Here is a 21,122-nt window from a genome sequence, read left to right on the forward strand (position 1 = left end):
GCGACGCGCGGAGAGAAGGGGCTGGTGCGCAGCACCTTCCGGCACGGGTGGTGGCGGGCGACGGGAGCGCGGAGGAGCCCCTACCGGGTGACTCCGGCAGGGGCTCCGTACGGCTTCGGAATGCTCGTCAGCGCGCGGTCTCCCGCTCGTACGCCTTGAGGACCTCGTCCGTGGGGCCGTCCATCAGGAGCTGCCCCTTCTCCAGCCAGAGCACCCGGTCGCAGGTGTCCCGGATGGACTTGTTGCTGTGGCTGACCAGGAAGACCGTGCCGGCCTCCTTGCGCAGCTCGCGGATGCGCTCCTCGGAGCGGATCTGGAACTTGCGGTCACCCGTCGCGAGCGCCTCGTCGATGAGGAGGACGTCGTGGTTCTTGGCCGCCGCGATGGCGAAGCGGAGGCGGGCGCCCATGCCGGAGGAGTACGTGCGCATGGGCAGGCTGATGAAGTCGCCCTTCTCGTTGATGCCGGAGAAGTCGACGATGCCTTCGTACCGCTCGCGCACCTCCTCGCGGCTCATGCCCATGGCGAGGCCGCCGAGGATCACGTTGCGCTCGCCCGTCAGGTCGTTCATGAGGGCCGCGTTGACGCCGAGGAGCGAGGGCTGGCCGTCGGTGAAGACCTTGCCGCTCTCGGTGGGGAGCAGACCGGCGACGGCGCGCAGCAGCGTGGACTTGCCGGAGCCGTTGGAGCCGATGAGGCCGATGGCCTCGCCCCGGTAGGCGGTGAAGGTGACGCCGCGGACGGCGTGGACCTTGCGGACGCCGCGGTTGACCTCGGCCTTGCCGCGGCCGACGATCCGGCTGAGCGCCGCGGTGGCGCTGCCCTTGCCTCCGCCGCCGGTGTTGACCCGGTAGACGATGTGGACGTCGTCGCAGATGACGGTGGGGACGTTGCTCGGGTTCGGGTCAGCCACGGCCGTACCTCTCCTCGGCCTTCCAGAAGTAGACGAAACCGCCGGCGCCGACGGCCAGGGCCCAGGCGAGGGCGGTCATCCAGACGTGGTCCGGCAGGTTCTGCGCGCCGTAGCCGTCGATGAGGGCGTAGCGGATCAGGTCCATGTAGACCGCCGCCGGGTTGTACATGAGGATGTCGGCGATCCAGGCCGGCTTGTCGGCGAGCATCACCGGAATCGAGAACATGACGCCGGACGCGTACATCCAGGTCCGCATGATGAACGGCATCAGCTGGGCGAGGTCGGGCGTCTTGGAGCCCAGCCTGGCCACGATCATGGCGAGTCCCACGTTGAACACGAAGTGCAGGAACAGTGCCGGGATCACCAGCAGCCACCGGAGGGAGGGGTAGCTGCCGAAGGAGAGGATGATCGCCACGAGCACGATCATCGAGAACAGCAGCTGCTGGAGCTGCTGGAGCGAGAAGGAGATCGGGAGGCTGGCCCGCGGGAAGTGCAGGGCCCGGACGAGTCCGAGGTTGCCCGAGATCGCCCGGACGCCGGCCATGACCGAGCTCTGGGTGAAGGTGAACACGAAGATGCCGGTGACCAGGAAGGGAATGTAGACCTCCTTGGTCATCCCCTGTCCCGCGTCCAGGATCAGCCCGAAGATCAGGTAGTAGACCAGGGCGTTGAGCAGCGGGGTCGCCACCTGCCACACCTGGCCCAGCTTGGCCTGGCTGTACTGGGCGGTCAGCTTGGCCGAGGAGAAGGCCAGGATGAAGTGGCGGCGGCTCCACAGCTCGCGTACGTACTCGAACAGCCCGGGCCGGGCGCCGCTGACCGCGAGGCCGTACTTCGCGGCCAGTTCGGCCGGGGCCAGGCCCTCGTCGACGGACGGGGGCGCGCTCGTCGCGACCGCCCCGCCCTGGTGTGTGTCACTCACAGTCGAAACTTTCGTGTTCAAGATGCGCGGCACGTCGGGTACCACGATGTCAGACGACCGGGGGGCGACCCAGCCGGGTCAGGCGCCACACCGTACGCCACCTCATCGGGCGGCGCGGCCCGCAGGGAGTCGTCCACCCCTCGCGGAAACCGCCGAACCACGCCTTGAGCGCGGAGAGCGAGGGCCGACGTGCCAGGGTGAGCAGCAGCCAGACGCCGAGATACACCGGCACCAGGGGTGCGGGCAGATTGCGACGTGCCAGCCACACTCGGTTACGGGCCACGTTGAAGTGGTACGAGGCGTGGCGGGAAGGCGCTGTGGTGGGGTGCAACAGCACCATGTCGGAACGGTAGTCGATCATCCAGTCGGCGTCGAGCGCGCGCCAGGCGAGATCGGTCTCCTCGTGCGCGTAGAAGAACTCCCCCGGGAGCGCGCCCACTTCGGCGAAGACCTTGGTGCGGACGGCGTTGGCGCCGCCGAGGAAGGTCGTCACCCGCGATGAGCGCATCGGGTCGGCGGAGCGCAGCCGCGGCACGTGCCGGCGCTGGGTGACCGCGGTTTCGGGGTCGGCGATGCGGAAGCTGATGATGCCGAGCCGCGGGTCCGCCGTGAAGGCCTGGCGGACCAGTTCGGCGGTGTCCGTGTGGGCGAGCAGCCCGTCGTCGTCGAGGAAGAGCAGGACGTCGACGTCGGTGCCGCCGGGCCCGAAGGCCTCGATGCCGACGTTGCGGCCGGCGGGGATGCCGAGGTTCTCCGGCAGGTCGACGGTGCGGACCCAGCCGGGCACCCCGGTGACCGGGGTGCCCTGCCCGACGACGACGACCTCGATGCGGTCGCCCTCCTGCTTGGCGACCGAGTCGATGAGCGCGCGCAGGTCGTCGGGGCGGTTGCCCATCGTGATGACGACGGCCCCCACCTTGAGCGGAGAACTCACGGCGGGCCTCACTTCAGCCTGCTGGAGACCAGGATCGACACCAGGTGCAGCACGGTCTGGAGCAGGGCGATGCCGCAGAGGACGGCGACACCGAGCCGGGAGAAGAAGAGGTCGCCCCGGATCTGGTCCGCGATCGCGAGGACCAGGATCAGGAAGGAGGCCTCGATCCCCAGGATCAGGCGGTGGAACTTGAGCGCGGCGGCGGCCCTGCGGGCCAGCGCCATGCCGGAGGAACGCGGCTCGGAGGCCGCCTCCTTGACCGGCGGGAGTCCGCCCTGGTGCCGGGCGACACCGACGAGGTCGGTCTCGGCCTTGATCAGGATGGCGCCGAGCGCGGCGAGCGTGCCGAGGAAGGCCCACAGCCAGTCGATCCGGCCCTGGCCCCACAGGTCGGAGGCGCGCAGGCCGAAGCCGACGAGGACCGCCGCGTCGCACAGGTACGCGCCGACCCGGTCCAGCCACACGCCCTGAAGCGAGAACTGCTGCTTCCAGCGGGCCACCTCGCCGTCGACGCAGTCGAGCAGCAGGTACATCTGGACCATCACGACGCCGAGGACGGCGCCCGTGATGCCCGGCACCAGGAGGGCCGGAGCGGCGAGCACGCCGAAGACGGTCATCAGGTAGGTCAGCTGGTTGGGCGTGACCTTCGTGGCCACCAGCCGCCGGGTGATCCGCAGCGAGATCTCCCGCATGTACAGGCGGCCGCCCCAGTGCTCACCGCTCCGCCGGTCCTTCACACCCGGGGGGTGGACGACCGGTCGGAGCTCAGCTACCGATGGCTTTTGCATAGTCGGCGTACGCGTCCCTGATCTCGTCGTCGGACAGGTCGAGGTGTTCCAGGATGGTGAACCGGCCCGGCCGGGTCTGCGGGGCGAAGGACACCGCCTGGACGAACTCGTCCACGCTGAAGCCCATCTCCTCCGGCAGCACGGGCAGCCCGTGCCGGCGCAGCGTCTCGACCATGAGCGCGGAGCCGTCGTGGGCGCCGCGCAGGTGCATGGCGAAGGCCGCACCGAGACCGCACTGCTCGCCGTGGCTCGCGGCCCGGGTCGGGAAGAGCAGGTCGAAGGCGTGGCTGATCTCGTGGCAGGCGCCCGAGGAGGGGCGCGTGTCACCGCTGATGGACATGGCGATGCCGGACATCACCAGGCCCTCGGAGAGCGTGACGAGGAAGTCGTCGTCGCCCACCCCGCCGGGGTGGCGGAGCACGGCCTCGCCGGCGCTGCGGGCCATGGCGGCCGCGAGACCGTCGACGGGCTCGCCCGTCTCCTGGTGCGAGAGCTCCCAGTCCGCGATGGCGGAGAGGTTCGAGATCGCGTCGCCGATGCCTGAGCGGACGAAGCGCACCGGGGCGTCCCGGATCACGTCGAGGTCGATGACCAGCGCGATCGGGGTCGGCACACCGTACGAGCCGCGTCCGTTGTCGTTGTCCAGGGTGGACACCGGCGAGCAGATGCCGTCGTGCGAGAGGTTGGTGGCGATGGCCACCAGCGGCAGGCCGACACGGGCCGCCGCGTACTTCGTCACGTCGATGATCTTGCCGCCGCCGAGGGCGACGACGGCGTCGTACCGCTTGCCGCGCATCGCGTCGGCGAGCTTCACGGCCTCGTCGATGGTGCCGCCGGAGACCGGGTACCAGTCGGCACCCGGAAGCTCAGGAGCGAACTGGGCACGCAGTTTCAGGCCCGAGCCGCCGCTGATCGCGACGGCGATCTTGCCGTTGCTGGAGATCCGCTGGTCCGCCAGGAGCGCGGAGAGGTCCTCGAGCGCTCCTCGGCGGATGTCGACGACGACCGGCGACGGGATCAGCCGGGTCAGTACTGGCACGCGATCTCACGGCCCTTCGCGAGGTCGTCGTGGTTGTCGATCTCGACCCACTTGACGTCGCCGATGGGGGCCACGTCGACGGTGAAGCCGCGGTTGACGAGCTCCTGGTAGCCGTCCTCGTAGTAGAGGTCGGGGTCGCGCTCGAAGGTGGCCTTGAGGGCGTCGGCAAGCTCCTCGGCGGCCTCGGCCTCGATCAGCGTGACGCCGATGTACTCGCCGGTGGCGGTGGCCGGGTCCATCAGCTTGGTGATGCGCTGGACGCCCTTGCCCTCGGCGGTGATGACCTTCATCTCCTCGTCGGCGAGGCTCTTCACCGTGTCGAGGGCGAGGATGATCTTCTGGCCGTTGCCGCGGGCGGCGAGGAGGGTCTCCTCGACGGAGACCGGGTGGACGGTGTCGCCGTTGGCGAGGATCACACCGCGCTTGAGGACCTCACGGGCGCACCACAGGGAGTAGGCGTTGTTCCACTCCTCGGCCTTGTCGTTGTCGACGAGGGTGATGGTGAGGCCGTACTTCGCCTCCAGGGCCTCCTTGCGGGCGTAGACGGCCTCCTTGCGGTAGCCGACGACGATCGCGACCTCGGTGAGGCCGATCTCGGCGAAGTTCTTCAGCGTCCCGTCCAGGATGGTGGTCTCGCCGTCGACAGGCACGAGAGCCTTCGGAAGGGTGTCGGTGTAGGGGCGCAGACGGCGTCCGGCACCGGCTGCCAGTACGAGGCCGATCATGCTGTTTCTCCTTCGTCGTGAACGGCGGGTGCTCCGGAGGAGACCCAGAAACGGATGGACTCCACGAGCCACACGAGCGCGACGGCGACCGCGAGGGCGGTCAGTGCCAGGGTGAAGTCGTCACCGCGGTCCGCCAGGAGGGCGGCGAGAGCGACCACGAGGAGCGTGCGCCCCTCGTGTCCGCCGGTGACGCGCACCAGCCACGTGGGCGGCGCGCCGGTGCCACCGCGTATGCGGTAGACCGTGTCGTAGTGATGGTAGGCGACCGCCGCGACCAGCCCGAACGCCGCCGGGAGGGCGTGCGCGGAGTCGGAGCGGGCGGCGAGCACGAGGACGGTGGTGTACTCGGCGACGCGGAAGAGCGGGGGGACGAGCCAGTCGAGGGCGCCCTTGAGGGGGCGCTGGACGGCGACGCCGGCGAACACCACGTAGAGGGCGGCGGCGACGACGGTCTGCGTGTCCCCGAAGGGGCGGCCGATGACGGCGGCGAGCAGCGTGCCCGTGGCGATGAACGCGAGGACGAAGCCGGGGAGCAGCCCGAGTCCGAATCCGCCGAAGAGACGGCCGGCGATCCGGGCCGCCAGGCCCGAGTCGGCGAGGTCGGCGAGGGCCTGGGCGGCCCTGTCGGTCCTCTTCGCCTTGCGGGTCACGGAGCGCAGGACCCGGCCCGCGGTGGTGTAGCAGGCGGCGAAGGCGCAGCCGACGATCAGCGCCCAGAAGACGATCCGGGGGCTGGTGGCGGCGGTGAGGACGGCGATCATCGCCCAGCGCTCGCCGATCGGCAGGATGATTATCCGGCGGGCCCAGAGGGTCCAGCCGACACTGTCGAGGCGGCCGGAGAGGGCGGCGGAGGGGCTCTTGCTCGCCGTGGCGTCGTAGGTGGCCTCGTAGAACGAGAAGTCCACGACGTGCCGGCAGGTCATGAGGATCATGGCGCCGAGCGCGAGGGCCCACACGTCGTCGCCCGTGCGGGCGGCGCCGAGGGCGAGGCCCGCGTAGAAGGCGTACTCCTTGGCGCGGTCGAAGGTCGCGTCGAGCCAGGCGCCCAGCGTCGAGTACTGCAGCGAGTAGCGGGCGATCTGCCCGTCGGTGCAGTCGAGGACGAAGGAGACGAGGAGGAGGACGCCGGCGGCGATGTAGCCGCCGCGCTCGCCGGTGGCCGCGCAGCCGGCCGCGATCAGCGCGGTGAGCAGCGAGGCGGTGGTGACCTGGTTGGGGGTCAGGCCGCGGCGCGCGCACCAGCGGGCGAGGTAGCGCGAGTACGGGCTGATGCAGAAGGTGGTGAAGAAGCCGTCCTGGGCCTTGACGGCCGAGCGGAGGCGTACGGCCTCCTCGTCGACGGCCTCGACGGCGGCGCGGGCCTCGTGGCGGGCCTCGGCGTCGGTGGGCACGGTGGCGACGAGGGTGCCGAGCTGGGGCCGGTGCACGGCGACGCCGTCGGCGTCGAGGGCGTCGGCGAGCGTGCCGGTGAGGTCGTCGGCGGGGCCGTCGGTGCCGGCGGCCCCGACGGTCACGGACACGGCGGTCGCGGCGGTCAGGGCGCGGGCCAGCGCGGGGCGGGCCTCGCTCTGCGCGGTGAGCGCGCCGGGCGCGGCCGCGGCCGGGAACCGGGGGTCGGTGAGGGCGAGGCGCAGGGCGTGCAGGTGGCCGACGAACCGGGGGTCGACGAGCGCGACGCGCTCGCCCGCCGGGACGGACTCCAGCAGGGAGCCGGTCTCCTCGGCGCCGGTGGCGACCCGGACGTCGAAGCCGAGCGACCGCAGATCAGCGTCGAGCGAGGATCCGGGTGCCGGCGGGCCGGTGAGGATGGCGGTCGACAGACGAACTCACTCCTTGGAGCTGACGAGGGGCCTGCGGGCCGTGGCGGCCCGGGGCGCGGCGGTGCGGCCCGGCGCCGGGCGGCGGCACGTCGGCTGAGGCTATCGGATGAACGGAGCGTGAGTTCACCGAGGCTTCGCGGGCCGGACTCCCCCGGGCCCACCGGTGGCCTCACGGGTGCGAGGGGCCCTGGGGAGATCGGCCCGGACGGGTGGTGGTCCGGCCCGGGGGGTCCCTGGCGGCGCCCGCCGCGCGGGGCCCTGCCGACGGGTTCCCGCCATGGCCGGTCCTGATGGCATCATCGCAGGTCAGAGCATATGACAACGGTGTTCAGTACCGTGTTGCACATACCCCCCACCCGTAGTTCACTTGCCACTTGGGGCAGACGGAACGACTCGATTCGGGAGGCCATCTCATGGGGGCTGGACACGACCACGGGCACAGTCACGGCGGAGCGCCCCCCACGGGCACCGCGGGGGCCGCGTACAAGAACCGACTGCGGATCGCGCTCGGCATCACGCTCTCCGTGATGGTGATCGAGATCATCGGCGGTGTGGTCGCCGACTCGCTCGCGCTGATCGCCGACGCCGCCCACATGGCGACGGACGCCGTCGGGCTCGCGATGGCGCTGCTCGCGATCCACTTCGCCAACCGGCCCCCCTCCGGGAACCGCACCTTCGGATTCGCCCGGGCCGAGATCCTGGCGGCGCTCGCCAACTGTCTGCTGCTGCTCGTCGTCGGCGGTTACGTGCTGTACGAGGCGATCCAGCGGTTCATCGAGCCGGCCGAGACCAAGGGCGGCCTCACGATCGCCTTCGCCGTGGTCGGCCTGGTGGCCAACATGATCTCGCTCTCCCTCCTCGCCCGGGGCCAGAAGGACAGCCTCAACGTGCGCGGGGCGTATCTGGAGGTCCTCGCGGACGCGCTCGGCTCGGTGACCGTGATCGTCGCGGCCGGCATCATCCTGGCCACGGGCTGGCAGTACGCCGACCCGATCGCCTCGATCGTCATCGGCCTGATGATCGTGCCCCGCACGCTCAAGCTGCTGCGCGAGACCCTGGACGTGCTCCTGGAGGCGGCCCCCAAGGGCGTCGACATGGCGGAGGTACGGGCCCACATACTGGCCCTGCCGGGCGTCGAGGACGTCCACGACCTGCACGCCTGGACGATCACCTCCGGGATGCCGGTCCTCTCCGCCCACGTGGTCGTGGACCAGGGCGCGCTGGACTCCGTCGGGCACGAGAAGATGCTGCACGACCTCCAGGGGTGCCTGGGCTCCCACTTCGACGTGGAGCACTGCACCTTCCAGCTGGAGCCGGCCGGCCACGCACAGCACGAGGCCAAGCTCTGCCTCTGAGGGCCCCGGCCCTGTTAGCCTTTTCGGACGCACCCGTGTGGAGAGGAGCTGAGGTTGATGACCGTCGCGATGGAGGCTGCCCAGTGCGGCAGCGCCCGGTCCAGCTTCAGCTTCCGGGTCACCGGCTGACCTGATCCCGGTCTTCCCACCGGTACGTCACGTCGTCGGCCGGGGCCCTCTCACACAAGGGTTTCCCACGTTGTCCGACAACGCTCTGTACGACTCCTTCTTCGCCCTGCACCACGGTCTTCCGCGGCAGGGCCCCGGCTCCGACACCACCACCCGTCGGCTCCTCGCGCTCGTGGGGCGGCTTCCGGAGCGTCCGCGCGTGCTCGACCTGGGCTGCGGCCCCGGCCGCTCCGCGCTGCTCCTGGCCGCCGAGGCCGGCGCCGAGGTGACGGCCGTCGACACCCACGAGCCGTTCCTCGCCGAGCTGCGGGAGTCCGCCGCCGCGCGCGGGCTCGACGGCTCGGTCCACACCCTCGACGCCGACATGGGCGCACTGCCCTTCCCCGACGGCTCCTTCGACCTGGTCTGGGCCGAGAGCTCGGTCTTCGTGCTCGGCTTCGACCGAGCGCTTGCCGAGTGGCGCAGGCTGCTCGCGCCCGGCGGCACCCTCGTCCTCACCGAGTGCGTGTGGACCACCGGGGAGCCGGGCCCCGAGGCCCGCGCCTTCTGGGAGGAGCACTACACCCTCCGTACGGTCGCCGGGAACGCGGCGGCGGCGGTCGGGGCCGGCTACCACGTCCTCGGCACCGTCCCGCAGCCGGAGAGCGACTGGGACGAGTACTACGTCCCGCTCGCCGCGCACGCCGATGCGGCGGACACCACCGTGCCGGGCATGGCCGAGGCCGTGGCCGGAGCACGTACCGAGATCGCGCTGCGGCGCGAGCACGGCACCGACTACGGCTACGCCGGTTTCGTCCTGCGGCCGGCCGATGCGCGCTGGCGCGTCCGCGAGGAGGCGCCCGAGGACGCCCCGGCGGTGCGCCGGGTCGTGTCGACGGCCTTCGGTTCGGTGGAGGAACCGTCGGAGACGGAGGCCGATCTGGTCGACAACCTCCGGCTGGACGCCGCCGCCTGGCTGCCCGGTCTGTCGTACGTGGCGGAGGCCCCGGACGGCACGATCGCGGCGCACGCCCTGATCACGCGCTGCCGGGTGGGCGGCGCTCCCGCGGCGGCGCTCGCGCCGGTCTCGGTGGCTCCGGAGCACCAGCGGACGGGGGCCGGGCAGGCCGTCGTCCGGGCGGTGCTCGACGCGGCGCGGCTCCGGGGCGAGCCGCTCGTCCTGGTCCTCGGGCACGCGGAGTACTACCCACGGTTCGGGTTCGTACGGGCGTCCGAGTATGCAATCAAGCCAGGTTTCGAGGTTCCGGACGAGGTCATGATGGCGCTCGTCCTGGACGGTTCCGCTCCCGTCCCCTCGGGCACGCTCGTCTATCCGGCGGCTTTCGGGGTCTGATGGCCCTCTGACCTCCCTCCGCTCCCGCCGCGCCGGTGTACTCCGGTGTGGTGGGAGCGGCGACGTCCGGCCGCCGAAGTGGGGACAAGCCGCTTTTGTACGGCAGACTGAGGTGGCCCCACCGGGCCGAGGACCGAAGCGAAGGACGGGTATGCCGACCACACCAGCCACAGTGGCTCAGATCTCGCCGGAGATCACGTCGAACGGCGTCCAGCCGTCCGGAGCCCCGGCGCCGATCATGCTCGAACTGGTCGACGAGGACGGGAAGACCATCGGCACGGCGGAGAAGCTCGCCGCACACCAGGCGCCGGGTCAGCTGCACCGCGCCTTCTCCGTCTTCCTCTTCGACGAGTCCGGCCGGCTGCTGCTCCAGCGCCGGGCGCTGGGCAAGTACCACTCCCCCGGCGTGTGGTCGAACACCTGCTGCGGCCACCCCTACCCGGGCGAGGCGCCGTTCGCGGCGGCCGCGCGGCGGACCTTCGAGGAGCTCGGCGTCTCGCCGACGCTGCTCGCCGAGGCGGGCACCGTCCGCTACAACCACCCGGACCCGGCCTCGGGCCTGGTGGAGCAGGAGTTCAACCACCTCTTCGTCGGCCTCGTGCAGGCCGAGCCGCGGCCCGACCCGGAGGAGATCGAGGACACCGCCTTCGTGACCGCCGCCGAACTGGCCGAGCGGCACGCCGCCGCGCCGTTCTCCGCCTGGTTCATGACGGTGCTCGACGCGGCGCGTCCGGCCGTCAGAGAGCTGACGGGTCCGTCCGGGGGCTGGTGACCGCCGCCTCCTGGGGTGCGCCCCCCGGCCCCGGTGCCATCGGGGCCAGGGGCAGCGCCGCCCAGATGATCTTTCCGCCGCTCGCCGTGTGCTCGACGTCGCAGGCGCCGCCGGCCTCCTGGGCGATCTCCCGGACCAGGAGCAGTCCGCGCCCCCCGGTCTGCCCGTAGTCCGCCTCCAGCGCTTTGGGGCGGTACGGGTGGTTGTCCTCGACGGACACCCGGATCCACTCGGGGCCGATCGCGACCTCCACCGCTATCTCCGGCGACAGCAGCGCCGCGTGCCGCACGGCGTTGGTGACCAGCTCGGAGACGATCAGCAGCAGGCCGTCCATGATCTCCTCATGGACTGGGACTCCCTGGCGGACCAACAGGTCGCGTACGGCGTGCCGGGCCTGCGGGACGGAGACGTCGACCGCGGGTGCGGTGAAGCGCCAGACTCCTTCGAAGGACGGTGACCGGGCGGGCACACCTCCGTGGGCATCCACGGTCCTGTTCCCACCCTCGTGCTCGATTCTCGCCACGGATCGAGTCTTGGCAATCCGCGCGGGCGGACCGGCCTACTGACCAGAAGTCGACACTTATCGGCCATCTTCTGATCGGGTGGGTATGCCAACGTCAGTTGTTCGACTGATCGTGCGCGCTTTCTGAGGGTCCCGGTTCCGGCGGCTCCGAAGGCTCCTGCGCCGGCGGCTCCGAAGGCTCCGGCATCGCCGGCGTCACCATACTGACGATCCGCCGGCCGCCCACGCCGATCGCGATCAGGCCGAGGCCGTCGAAGAGCAGCGCCAGGGAGAAGAAGACCCCGAGCACGTACCGGCTGCTCTCCGGCCAGTCGAAGAGGACGAGCAGGCCGAGGAGCAGGCCGAACGCGCCCTGGAGCAGGGTCCAGCCGAACTGCGGGCCGCGCACCACCACGCTGCCGACCAGCCGGAAGAGGCCGCCGGTGAGGAAGAGCAGCGCGGCGAACATCGTCAGTGCCTCCGCCGAGCCCTCCGGGTGACGGATCACCACGACACCGGCCGCGATGTTCAGGGCGGCCACCACGACGGCGAGCCAGAAGTAGCTCGTGCCGCGCGACTGGATGGCCTGGAGCAGGCCCACGACGCCGCCGATCAGCAGCAGCCAGCCGAAGAGCAGCATCGAGGTGAGGGTGGCGAGGCCCGTGTAGACCAGCCCCACGACACCGCCGATCACGAGCACGACGCCGAGCACGGCGAGCCAGCTGAAGCTGCGGTTGAGCCGCTTCCCCTCGCGTGCCATGTCCCCGACAGGGTCCGAGCCGGGGTACGTCTCCTGGGCGTCCTTCGCCATGCGGTGCCTCCTCGGGGCGCCCCCTTCCTGATCGTACGTTCGAGCAGGGCGGATAGCATCCGGCCCATGGAGCCGCAGCTGAAGGACAGCGTCACGGACGGCGTCGCCACCGTCGTCATCGCCAACCCCGCCAAGCGCAACGCGATGAGCGCCGCCATGTGGCGCGCGCTGCCCGGCGTGCTAGACCGGCTGGCCGCCGACCGTGAAGTGCGGGCCCTGGTCCTGACCGGCGAGGGCGACACCTTCTGCGCCGGCGCGGACATCTCCGCGCTGCGGGAGCCCGGCGACGAGCAGCAGAGCCTCGCCGTACGGGCCGAGGAGGCGCTCGCGGCCTTCCCGAAGCCGACGCTCGCGGCCGTCCGGGGCTTCTGCGTCGGCGGCGGCAGCCAGCTCGCCGGCGCCTGCGACCTGCGCTTCGCCGAGGAGGGCACCCGCTTCGGGATCACCCCCTCGAAGCTCGGCATCGTCTACCCGTCCTCGTCGACCCGCAGGCTGACCGCCCTCGTGGGCCCTTCGACCGCCAAGTACCTGCTGTTCTCCGGCGAGCTGATGGACACGGAGCGGGCCCTGCGGACCGGTTTCGTGGACGAGGTCCACCCGGCGGGCGAACTGGACAAGCGGGTGGCCGAGTTCGGGCAGGTGCTCGTCTCGCGCTCGCTGCTGACCCAGGCCGCGGCCAAGGAGTTCGCCGACGGGCGGACGGACCGGGACGCCCACTGGGCGGAGCAGGCGCGCGGCAGCGGCGACACCGCGGAGGGGGTCGCCGCCTTCCTGGAGCGCCGCGCGCCCCGCTTCACGTACGGGGTCTGAGGGTCAGCCCCGCGCGTCGGCGCGGCCCTTGTCGCCGCCGCGCCAGTACGCGACGATCTCGGCCGGGGCCTTCTCCGGGGAGCCCGCGTCGTACGGCGGCTGCGGGTCGTACTCCGTGAGGAGCTGGATCGTCTGGGCGGTCTCGTCGCCGGCGATCCGGCCCAGCAGGTGCAGCGCCATGTCGATGCCGGAGGAGACCCCGGCGGCGGTGACGTACTTGCCGTCGAAGACGACCCGCTCGCCGGTGGGCTCGACTCCCAGGGCCCGCAGCTCGTCGAAGGCGAGCCAGTGCGTCGTCGCTCGGCGGTCCTTGAGCAGGCCGGCCGAGGCGAGGATCAGCGAGCCGGTGCAGACCGAGGTGGTCCAGGTGCTGGTGGCGTCGGCGGTACGGAGCCAGTCGAGGATCTCCGGGTCGTCCATGGCCACCCGCGCGTCCGGGCCGCCGGGGACGAGGACGATGTCCGGGTGCGGGACCTCGGCGAGGGTCCGGTCGGCGACGAGGGCGAGGCTGCCCTGGTCGTTGCGGACGGGGCCGGTCTCCTTGGCCACGAAGACGGTCTCGGCCCCGGGGAGGCGGGCCAGGAGCTCGTACGGTCCGACGGCGTCGAGCGTGGTGAAGCGGTCGTAGAGCAGGACGGCGATCTGCATGGTGAACCCTTTCGTGGCCGGCGGCCGGAATCGGTGGACGGGTGCGCCGCGTGGGCGCGGGGTCAGCTGGCGGGCGAGTGGAAGCGGCGGCGGTACTCCGCAGGGGCGGTGCCGAGCGCCTTGACGAAGGCGCGGCGCATCGCCTCCGGGGTCCCGTAGCCGGAAGTGCGGGAGACCTCCTCGACGCCGCGCGAGGTCTCCTCCAGGAGGCGGCGGGCGTGTTCGAGCCGGACCCGGTCGACGTAGCGGCCGGGGGTGGTGCCGGTCTCGGCGTGGAAGGCGCGGGCGAAGTGGCGGGGCGAGAGCCGGGCGCGGGCGGCGAGCGCCTCGACGGAGAGGTCGTCGCCGGGATGCTCGGTGATCCACTGCTGGAGGTCGCGCAGCGGCTCCCGCTGTGCGGTCTGGGCGGACAACTGGACGCTGAACTGGGCCTGGTTGCCGGGGCGGCGCAGGAAGACGACCAGGTGGCGGGCGACGGTGAGGGCGATGTCCCGGCCGAGGTCCTCCTCGACGAGGGCGAGCGCCAGGTCGATGCCCGCGGTGACGCCGGCGGAGGTGGAGATGCGGCCGTCCCTGACGAAGATGGGGTTCGGGTCGACGTCGACCTCGGGATAGCAGCGGGCGAGGTGGTCGCAGGCGATCCAGTGGGTCGTCGCCCGGTGTCCGTCGAGGAGTCCGGCCTCGGCGAGGAGCAGCGCCCCGGTGCAGACGGAGACCAGCCGCCCGGCGCGCGGGGCGTGGGTGCGGAGCCAGTCGATCAGCGCGGGGTCGGGGCAGCGGGTGCCCTCGCCGCCGGGGACGACGAGGGTGTGCGGGGCGCCGTCGGCGACCGCCGCGGCGAGGGTGGTGTCGGGGAGCAGTCGCAGCCCGCTGTGCGTACGGACCGGTCCGCCGTCCAGGGAGGCGGTGCGGATCGGGTAAGCGGCGGGGTCGCCGGCGGCGCGACCCGCACCGGCGAAGACCTCGTAGGGGCCGGTGACGTCGAGGCTCTGCACGCCGTCGAAGAGGACGACGAGTACGGGTCGCTGCGTCATGCCCCCATCCTTGGCGCGTCCGGTGTCGTCCGCAACGACGCACAACCCACCTTTTCTGCCATCGGGGCGCGGAGCCGGGAGGCCGCCGCCTGTTCCCGTCGTACCGACCAGTCGGTAACCTTCGGCTCATGACGACTGCCCTGCCGCCGCGCGCCGGACGCCGCTGCCACAACGCCCTCAACCCGCTGCACTCCACGCTCTACTTCTCGCCCGACCTGGACCGCGAGTTCGGCGCCCTCGGCTTCACGGACCAGAGTGCGATGCGGCTCGCCGCGCGGAGCGCCGCCCTCGGCGCGGTGGGCGCGGGCACGGTCGCGGCGACCTTCTACAACTACAACCACGAGCTGCTCGCCCGGCACCTCCCCGCCGTCTGGGAGACCGCCTCCCCCGCCGACGTCCTGGCCGCCCGGCTGCGCACCGTCGACGCGACCCTGCGCCGGCTCCTGGGCGAGGAGACCGTCTCCTCCCCGGAGATGGCCGAGGCCGCGATGCTCGCCCTGCGCGCCACGGAGGCCTGCACCCGGCACGCCCGGCCGCTCTACTCGGCCCACGCGGACCTGCCGGTGCCGGAGGCCCCGCACCTCGCCTACTGGTACGCCGCCACGCTGCTGCGCGAGCACCGGGGCGACGGCCACCTCGCCGCCCTGCTCACGGTCGGACTCGACCCCGTCGAGGCCCTCGCCTCGCACACCGCCACCGGCAAGGGCATGTCCCCGCGCTGGGTCCTCGGCTCGCGCGGCTGGAAGCGCGCCGACTGGGACGCGGCCACGGAGCGGCTGCGCGAGCGCGGGATCCTCGACGCCGACGGCGAGCTCACCGAGGCCGGTACGGCGCTCCGCGACGAGCTGGAGCTCCTGACCGACCGGCTGGACACCGCCCCGTACGAGCACCTCGGCGCGGCCGGGGTCGAGCGGCTCACCGAGCTGGGGCGCGGCTTCCTGATGACGGCGGCGGTCGCGGGCGCCTTCCCCGCGGACCTCGTCGGCAAGGGCTGACCGGGGGCGGCACGGGCGCGGGGACGCGCGCAGGACGGGTCGGTTGCCGCATCCGGGTGACGGACCCGGCACAATGCACGGGGGTGTCTCGCCGATCAGGCCGGATCAGGGAGCGGCGTCCGGTGCGGTGCATCGCATGGCGCCGGAGGGCCCCCATAGCGGAGCTATGGGGGCGCTTCGGCAACGCAGCGAGGTGCCGCACCAGGCGTCGCGAGCCCGGCATGATCGGCGAGACACCCCCCTAGCAAGCTTGAGGCACGAGAAGGCGAGTCGGGACACCGTGACGACGTCCATCGAAGCAAGGATCGCCGAGGAACTCGGCGTACGCGAGCGACAGGTGAAGGCGGCCGTCGAGCTGCTCGACGGCGGTTCGACCGTGCCGTTCATCGCGCGCTACCGCAAGGAAGCGACCGAGATGCTCGACGACGCGCAGCTCCGCACCCTGGAGGAGCGGCTGCGCTATCTGCGCGAGCTGGAGGACCGCCGGTCGGCGATCCTCGACTCGGTAAGCGAGCAGGGCAAGCTGACGGAGGAGCTGGAGGGCCGGATCCGGGCCGCCGACACCAAGGCGCGGCTCGAGGACATCTACCTGCCCTTCAAGCCGAAGCGCAGGACGAAGGCCCAGATCGCCCGCGAGGCCGGTCTGACGCCGCTGGCGGAGGGGCTGCTCGCGGACCCCTCGACGGAGCCGACGGCCGCCGCGGCCGCCTTCGTGGACGCGGACAAGGGCGTCGCGGACGCCGCCGCGGCCCTGGAGGGCGCGCGGGCGATCCTCACCGAGAAGTTCTCCGAGGACGCCGACCTCATCGGCGAGCTGCGCGAGCGCATGTGGAGCCGGGGCCGGCTGGCCGCGAAGGTGCGCGACGGGCAGGAGGAGGCCGGGTCGAAGTTCGCCGACTACTTCGACTTCGCCGAGCCGTTCACGGCGCTGCCCTCGCACCGCGTGCTCGCCATGCTGCGCGGCGAGAAGGAGGACGTCCTCAGCCTGGACCTGGAGCCCGAGGAGCCGTCCGAGACGCCCGGCCCGTCCTCGTACGAGGGGATCGTCGCGCACCGCTTCGGCGTGGCCGACCGGGGGCGCCCCGGCGACAAGTGGCTCCAGGACACGGTCCGCTGGGCCTGGCGGACCCGCATCCTGGTGCACCTCGGGATCGACCTGCGGCTGCGGCTGCGGACGGCCGCCGAGGACGAGGCGGTCCGGGTCTTCGCGGCCAACCTGCGCGACCTGCTGCTCGCCGCGCCGGCCGGCACCCGGGCGACGCTCGGCCTCGACCCCGGCTTCCGTACCGGCGTGAAGGTGGCCGTCGTCGACGCGACCGGCAAGGTCGTGGCCACCGACACGATCTACCCGCACGTCCCCGCCAACAAGTGGGACCAGGCGCTCGACAGGATCGCGCGGCTCGCGAAGCAGCACGCGGTCGAGCTGATCGCGATCGGCAACGGCACGGCCTCCCGCGAGACCGACAAGCTGGCGGCCGAACTCCTCGCCAAGCACCCCGAGTTGAACCTGACCAAGGTGATGGTCTCGGAGGCCGGCGCCTCGGTCTACTCCGCCTCCGCCTTCGGCTCGCAGGAACTCCCCGACCTCGACGTGTCGTTGCGCGGCGCCGTCTCGATCGCGCGGCGGCTCCAGGACCCGCTGGCCGAGCTCGTGAAGATCGACCCGAAGTCGATCGGCGTCGGCCAGTACCAGCACGACCTGGCCGAGGTGAAGCTCTCGCGCTCGCTGGACGCCGTGGTCGAGGACTGTGTGAACGGCGTCGGCGTCGACGTCAACACCGCGTCCACGCCGCTGCTTTCGCGGGTCTCCGGGATCAGCGCCGGCCTCGCGGAGAACATCGTCGCGCACCGCGACGCCAACGGCCCGTTCCGCTCCCGCAAGGCGCTGAAGGACGTGGCCCGGCTCGGCCCGAAGGCGTACGAGCAGTGCGCGGGCTTCCTGCGCATCCGGGGCGGCGACGACCCGCTGGACGCCTCCTCGGTGCACCCGGAGGCGTACCCGGTGGTGCGCCGGATGGCGAAGACGACGGGCGGCCAGGTCGCCGCGCTGATCGGCGACACGGGCACGCTGCGCTCGCTGCGGGCCGACGACTTCGTCGACGAGACCTTCGGTCTGCCGACGGTGACGGACATCCTGCGCGAGCTGGAGAAGCCGGGCCGCGACCCGCGACCGGCGTTCAAGACGGCCACCTTCAAGGAGGGCGTCGAGAAGATCGGCGACCTGGAATCGGGGATGGTCCTGGAGGGGGTCGTCACGAACGTGGCCGCCTTCGGGGCGTTCGTCGACATCGGTGTGCACCAGGACGGTCTCGTGCACGTGTCGGCGATGTCGAAGACCTTCGTCAAGGACCCGCGCGACGTCGTGAAGCCCGGTGACGTGGTCAAGGTCAAGGTCATGGACGTGGACATCCCGCGCAAGCGGATCTCCCTGACCCTGCGCCTGGACGACGAGGCGGGCGCGGACGCCGGGGGCGGCGCGCCCAAGCGGGAGCGGGGCGGGGAGCGAGGCGGCGAGCGGGGTGGCGACCGGAGTGGTCGTCCGCCGCAGCAGCGTCGCGGTGCCGGCGGTGGCGGTGGTACCGGTGGCGGTGGCGGGAACAGGTCCCGTGACCGTGACCGCGGGCAGTCCCAGGCCCCGGCCGCCGCGAACAGCGCGATGGCCGACGCCCTCCGCAAGGCCGGGCTCCTGAACGAGGGCGGCGACGGGCGGCGCGGCCGCCGCTGACCGTACGACCGGTGCGAAGGCGAGGGGCCCTGCTCCTCGCCTTCGCCGGGGTTACGGCACGAAGCGCAGGGCCCACTCGGCGCGGTTGGCGACGGAGAGGTCGTCGTCCTCCGTCAGCGGCCGCAGCACACGGCCGGCCGTGTTCGGGTCCGCCTGGACCAGGTCGACGATCTCGGCGGCCAGGCCGTCCTGGTCGTCGCCGAGGTCGACGGCCGAGGCACGGATCAGGATCGGGAGGGCGTCCGGGCCGCCGATGGCGGCGAGGACCCCGCCGAGGAGTTCACGGGCGTAGGCGTTCCGCTCGCTGAGGGCGCGGTCCAGCTCCGCCTGGAGGCGGGGCAGGAGACCGGCGTCACCCGAGGCGGCGACCTCGTCGGCGAGGTCGATCGTCTCGTCGACGTCCGCGTCGAGATCGTCCAGCATCGCGGTCAGCCGGGTCAGTAGGTCGGTCATGGTGCCTCCTGGAAAGCGCCGTCCACGAGGACGGGGACGGCCGTCGAGCTGTCGATCTCTGCGGCCACGGCCACGTCCTGCGGAAAGCCGTACTCGTACAGTTCACGGCCCGAGTCACAGCCGTGCAAGGCGGCGACCGGGTCCTCCGTCGCGGCCCACAGCGTGGCCGCCGCGGTCGCCTCGGGGGTCGGTGTGCCCGTACCCGCACGCGCGAGGGCGGCGAGCACCGCTCCCGCGCCCAGCAGGTCTTCGAGGGCGGGGCGCAGCGAGCCGTCGGGCCACCGCTCGCCGGAGGCGACGACGGCGACCGGGCGGTCCTCGGAGCCGTACCCCCGGTCCGTGAGCAGGCGGGCGACGGCCGTGGCGTTGCGCAGGGAGGCGGCGATCACGGTCGCGCCGCGCTCCGCGGCCTCCGCCGCGATGGTGGAGCCGTTCGGGGAGGGCAGGACCAGGCGCGGCGGCATCGGGGCCGCGCGCAGGGCCGCCGGGGAGAGCGTCCACGGGTGCGCCTCGGTGGCCTCGCTCCGGCCGACGGCGAGGACCGCGTCCTTCTCCCGCGCGTACGCGACCGCGGTGGCGTCCCGCCAGCGGTACGGGTGGACGGCGGCGCCGGCCTCGACCGCGACGCCGACGGCCGTGGTGAAGGAGAGCACGTCGACCACGACGACGCAGGCGGCCGCCGGGGCGAGGGCCCGTGCCTCGACGGGCCCCCACCCGAAGGTGACCGTCATCAGAGCTCGGTCACCTTGCCGTCGGCGACCTCGATGCGGCGGGTCGTGCGGACGGCGTCGAGCATGCGCCGGTCGTGGGTGACCAGGAGCAGGGTGCCGGTGTACGAGTCGAGGGCGGACTCCAGCTGCTCGATGGCCGGCAGGTCGAGGTGGTTGGTCGGCTCGTCGAGGACGAGCAGGTTCACGCCCCGGCCCTGGAGCAGCGCGAGCGCGGCGCGCGTCCGCTCGCCCGGGGAGAGCGTGGTGGCGGGCCGCATCACATGGACGGCCTTGAGACCGAACTTGGCCAGCAGGGTACGGACCTCGGCGGGCTCCGTCTCGGGCACGGCCGCGCAGAACGCCTCCAGGAGCGTCTCCGTCCCGTGGAAGAGCTTGCGGGCCTGGTCGACCTCGCCGACGACGACGCCCGAGCCGAGGACCGCGTCCCCGGAGTCCAGCGGGAGGCGGCCGAGGAGGGCGGCGAGCAGCGTCGACTTCCCGGCGCCGTTGGCGCCCGTGACGGCGACCCGGTCGGCCCAGTCGATCTGGAGCGTGACGGGGCCGAAGGCGAAGTCGCCGCGGCGCACCTCGGCCTCGCGCAGCGTCGCCACGACCGAGCCGGAGCGCGGGGCGGAGGCGATCTCCATCCGCAGCTCCCACTCCTTGCGGGGCTCGTCGACGACGTCGAGGCGCTCGATCATGCGCTGGGTCTGCCGGGCCTTCGCGGCCTGCTTCTCGCTGGCCTCGCTGCGGGCGTTCCGGCCGAGCTTGTCGCTGTCGGTGGCCTTGCGGCGGGCGTTCTTGACGCCCTTGTCCATCCAGGACCGCTGCATGTGGCCGCGCGCTTCGAGGGCGGCCTTCTTGCCCGCGTACTCCTCGAAGTCCTCGCGCGCGTGGCGCCGGGCGGTGTCCCGCTCCTCGAGGTACGCGTCGTAACCGCCGCCGTACAGGGTGATCTGCTGCTGGGCGAGGTCGAGTTCCAGGACCTTGGTGACCGTGCGGGTGAGGAACTCGCGGTCGTGGCTGATGACGACCGTCCCGGCGCGCAGCCCCTTCACGAAGGTCTCCAGGCGCTCCAGACCGTCGAGGTCCAGGTCGTTGGTGGGCTCGTCGAGGAGGAAGACGTCGTAGCGGGAGAGGAGCAGCGAGGCGAGACCGGCGCGGGCGGCCTGGCCGCCGGAGAGCGAGGTCATCGGCTGGTCGAGGCCGACGGTGAGGCCGAGGGAGTCGGCGACCTCCTCGGCGCGCTCGTCGAGGTCGGCGCCGCCGAGGTTCAGCCAGCGGTCCAGCGTCGTGGCGTAGGCGTCGTCGGCGCCGGGCGTGCCGTCGACGAGGCCCTGGGTGGCCTCGTCCATGGCGGTCTGGGCGGCGGTGACGCCGGTGCGTCGGGCGAGGAACTCGCGCACGGTCTCCCCTGCGCGCCGCTCGGGCTCCTGCGGGAGGTGGCCGACGCTCGCGGTGGGCGGGGAGAGCCGCAGCTCGCCCTCCTCCGGGGTGTCGAGCCCGGCGAGCAGCCGGAGCAGGGTGGACTTCCCGGCGCCGTTGACGCCGACGAGGCCGATGACGTCCCCGGGGGCGACGACGAGGTCGAGCCCGGCGAAGAGGGTGCGTTCGCCGTGGCCGGCGGCGAGGTCCTTGGCGACGAGGGTTGCAGTCATGAGGGTACGAATCCTAGGCGACCGCGCGAGCACGGGTCCGCCGGGC

20 protein-coding genes are annotated in these 21,122 nt (G+C 72.4%); 6 read left to right on the plus strand and 14 right to left on the minus strand.

Going from position 1 to position 21,122, the window contains the following annotated elements:
* Positions 1-127: 127 nt before the first annotated feature.
* From ASC82_RS14240 to ASC82_RS14270, 7 genes are read right to left on the minus strand one after another with little or no spacing between them, the layout of a single operon-like run.
* Complete coding sequence (locus tag ASC82_RS14240; RefSeq protein WP_056646964.1) at positions 128-913, minus strand: ABC transporter ATP-binding protein; 786 nt, start codon at positions 911-913, stop codon at positions 128-130.
* Complete coding sequence (locus tag ASC82_RS14245; RefSeq protein ID WP_056646966.1) at positions 906-1,835, minus strand: ABC transporter permease; 930 nt, start codon at positions 1,833-1,835, stop codon at positions 906-908. Before ASC82_RS14245 ends, ASC82_RS14240 begins: the two co-directional genes overlap by 8 nt.
* Positions 1,836-1,884: 49 nt before the next feature.
* A complete protein-coding gene (locus ASC82_RS14250; protein WP_056648535.1) occupies positions 1,885-2,730 on the minus strand; it encodes a glycosyltransferase in 846 nt (281 codons plus the stop codon).
* Between the two features lie 47 nt (positions 2,731-2,777).
* Positions 2,778-3,557, minus strand: coding sequence for a CDP-alcohol phosphatidyltransferase family protein (locus ASC82_RS14255; protein WP_079039260.1), 780 nt, complete (start codon positions 3,555-3,557; stop codon positions 2,778-2,780).
* Positions 3,535-4,596: an iron-containing alcohol dehydrogenase family protein gene (locus ASC82_RS14260; protein ID WP_056646972.1), complete on the minus strand. Its 1,062-nt coding sequence runs from the start codon at positions 4,594-4,596 to the stop codon at positions 3,535-3,537. Before ASC82_RS14260 ends, ASC82_RS14255 begins: the two co-directional genes overlap by 23 nt.
* The gene (locus ASC82_RS14265; protein ID WP_056646974.1) at positions 4,584-5,321 is read right to left on the minus strand and encodes a phosphocholine cytidylyltransferase family protein; all 738 of its coding nucleotides are present in this window, start codon (positions 5,319-5,321) and stop codon (positions 4,584-4,586) included. The genes ASC82_RS14260 and ASC82_RS14265 overlap by 13 nt, the downstream gene beginning before the upstream one ends.
* Positions 5,318-7,141 carry a DUF5941 domain-containing protein gene (locus ASC82_RS14270; protein ID WP_056646976.1) on the minus strand — a complete coding sequence of 608 codons (1,824 nt, stop codon included), beginning with the start codon at positions 7,139-7,141 and terminating at the stop codon, positions 5,318-5,320. Before ASC82_RS14270 ends, ASC82_RS14265 begins: the two co-directional genes overlap by 4 nt.
* 413 nt (positions 7,142-7,554) lie before the next feature.
* Between ASC82_RS14270 and ASC82_RS14275 the strand changes: the two genes are divergently transcribed.
* The 3 genes from ASC82_RS14275 to idi all read left to right on the plus strand — a co-directional run bounded on the left by ASC82_RS14275 (position 7,555) and on the right by idi (position 10,730).
* Entirely contained in the window at positions 7,555-8,496 is a 942-nt protein-coding gene (locus ASC82_RS14275) for a cation diffusion facilitator family transporter (RefSeq protein WP_056646979.1), read from the plus strand.
* Positions 8,497-8,695: 199 nt separating this feature from the next.
* Positions 8,696-9,958 carry a bifunctional class I SAM-dependent methyltransferase/N-acetyltransferase gene (locus tag ASC82_RS14280; RefSeq protein ID WP_056646981.1) on the plus strand — a complete coding sequence of 421 codons (1,263 nt, stop codon included), beginning with the start codon at positions 8,696-8,698 and terminating at the stop codon, positions 9,956-9,958.
* Between the two features lie 238 nt (positions 9,959-10,196).
* Entirely contained in the window at positions 10,197-10,730 is a 534-nt protein-coding gene (gene idi, locus ASC82_RS14285; RefSeq protein ID WP_242427684.1) for an isopentenyl-diphosphate Delta-isomerase, read from the plus strand.
* Here the strand turns inward: idi and ASC82_RS14290 are convergent.
* Together ASC82_RS14290 and ASC82_RS14295 are read right to left on the minus strand one after the other, a co-directional pair.
* Positions 10,696-11,217: an ATP-binding protein gene (locus ASC82_RS14290; RefSeq protein ID WP_056646987.1), complete on the minus strand. Its 522-nt coding sequence runs from the start codon at positions 11,215-11,217 to the stop codon at positions 10,696-10,698. The genes idi and ASC82_RS14290 overlap by 35 nt on opposite strands.
* Before the next feature lie 130 nt (positions 11,218-11,347).
* Positions 11,348-12,043: a DUF308 domain-containing protein gene (locus tag ASC82_RS14295; RefSeq protein WP_242427653.1), complete on the minus strand. Its 696-nt coding sequence runs from the start codon at positions 12,041-12,043 to the stop codon at positions 11,348-11,350.
* Between the two features lie 66 nt (positions 12,044-12,109).
* On the opposite strand from ASC82_RS14295, the gene ASC82_RS14300 reads away from it, so the two are divergent.
* On the plus strand, positions 12,110-12,853 hold the full coding sequence (locus ASC82_RS14300; RefSeq protein ID WP_056646990.1) for an enoyl-CoA hydratase/isomerase family protein: 744 nt from the start codon (positions 12,110-12,112) through the stop codon (positions 12,851-12,853).
* Between the two features lie 3 nt (positions 12,854-12,856).
* On the opposite strand, the gene ASC82_RS14305 is transcribed toward ASC82_RS14300, so the two are convergent.
* Positions 12,857-13,501 (minus strand): DJ-1/PfpI family protein, encoded by a 645-nt coding sequence (locus ASC82_RS14305; RefSeq protein ID WP_056646993.1) that lies wholly within the window; start codon positions 13,499-13,501, stop codon positions 12,857-12,859.
* A gap of 62 nt (positions 13,502-13,563) precedes the next feature.
* A complete protein-coding gene (locus tag ASC82_RS14310) occupies positions 13,564-14,535 on the minus strand; it encodes a GlxA family transcriptional regulator (protein WP_056646994.1) in 972 nt (323 codons plus the stop codon).
* Between the two features lie 128 nt (positions 14,536-14,663).
* Between ASC82_RS14310 and ASC82_RS14315 the strand changes: the two genes are divergently transcribed.
* A complete protein-coding gene (locus ASC82_RS14315; RefSeq protein WP_056646998.1) occupies positions 14,664-15,530 on the plus strand; it encodes a hypothetical protein in 867 nt (288 codons plus the stop codon).
* A 280-nt stretch (positions 15,531-15,810) separates the two neighbouring features.
* Positions 15,811-18,255, plus strand: coding sequence for a Tex family protein (locus tag ASC82_RS14320; protein WP_056647000.1), 2,445 nt, complete (start codon positions 15,811-15,813; stop codon positions 18,253-18,255).
* Positions 18,256-18,306: 51 nt separating this feature from the next.
* Here ASC82_RS14320 and ASC82_RS14325 read toward each other — a convergent pair whose 3' ends face one another.
* The 3 genes from ASC82_RS14325 to ASC82_RS14335 are packed head-to-tail and all read right to left on the minus strand — an operon-like array spanning position 18,307 to position 21,076.
* Entirely contained in the window at positions 18,307-18,708 is a 402-nt protein-coding gene (locus tag ASC82_RS14325) for a hypothetical protein (protein WP_056647003.1), read from the minus strand.
* Positions 18,705-19,439 (minus strand): 2-phosphosulfolactate phosphatase, encoded by a 735-nt coding sequence (locus ASC82_RS14330; protein WP_056647006.1) that lies wholly within the window; start codon positions 19,437-19,439, stop codon positions 18,705-18,707. Before ASC82_RS14330 ends, ASC82_RS14325 begins: the two co-directional genes overlap by 4 nt.
* Complete coding sequence (locus ASC82_RS14335) at positions 19,439-21,076, minus strand: ABC-F family ATP-binding cassette domain-containing protein (RefSeq protein WP_056647009.1); 1,638 nt, start codon at positions 21,074-21,076, stop codon at positions 19,439-19,441. Before ASC82_RS14335 ends, ASC82_RS14330 begins: the two co-directional genes overlap by 1 nt.
* Between the last annotated feature and the right edge of the window lie 46 nt (positions 21,077-21,122).

Origin of the sequence: Streptomyces sp. Root431 (assembly GCF_001426585.1) — a bacterium.
Classification (GTDB): Bacteria; Actinomycetota; Actinomycetes; order Streptomycetales; family Streptomycetaceae; genus Streptomyces; species Streptomyces stackebrandtii.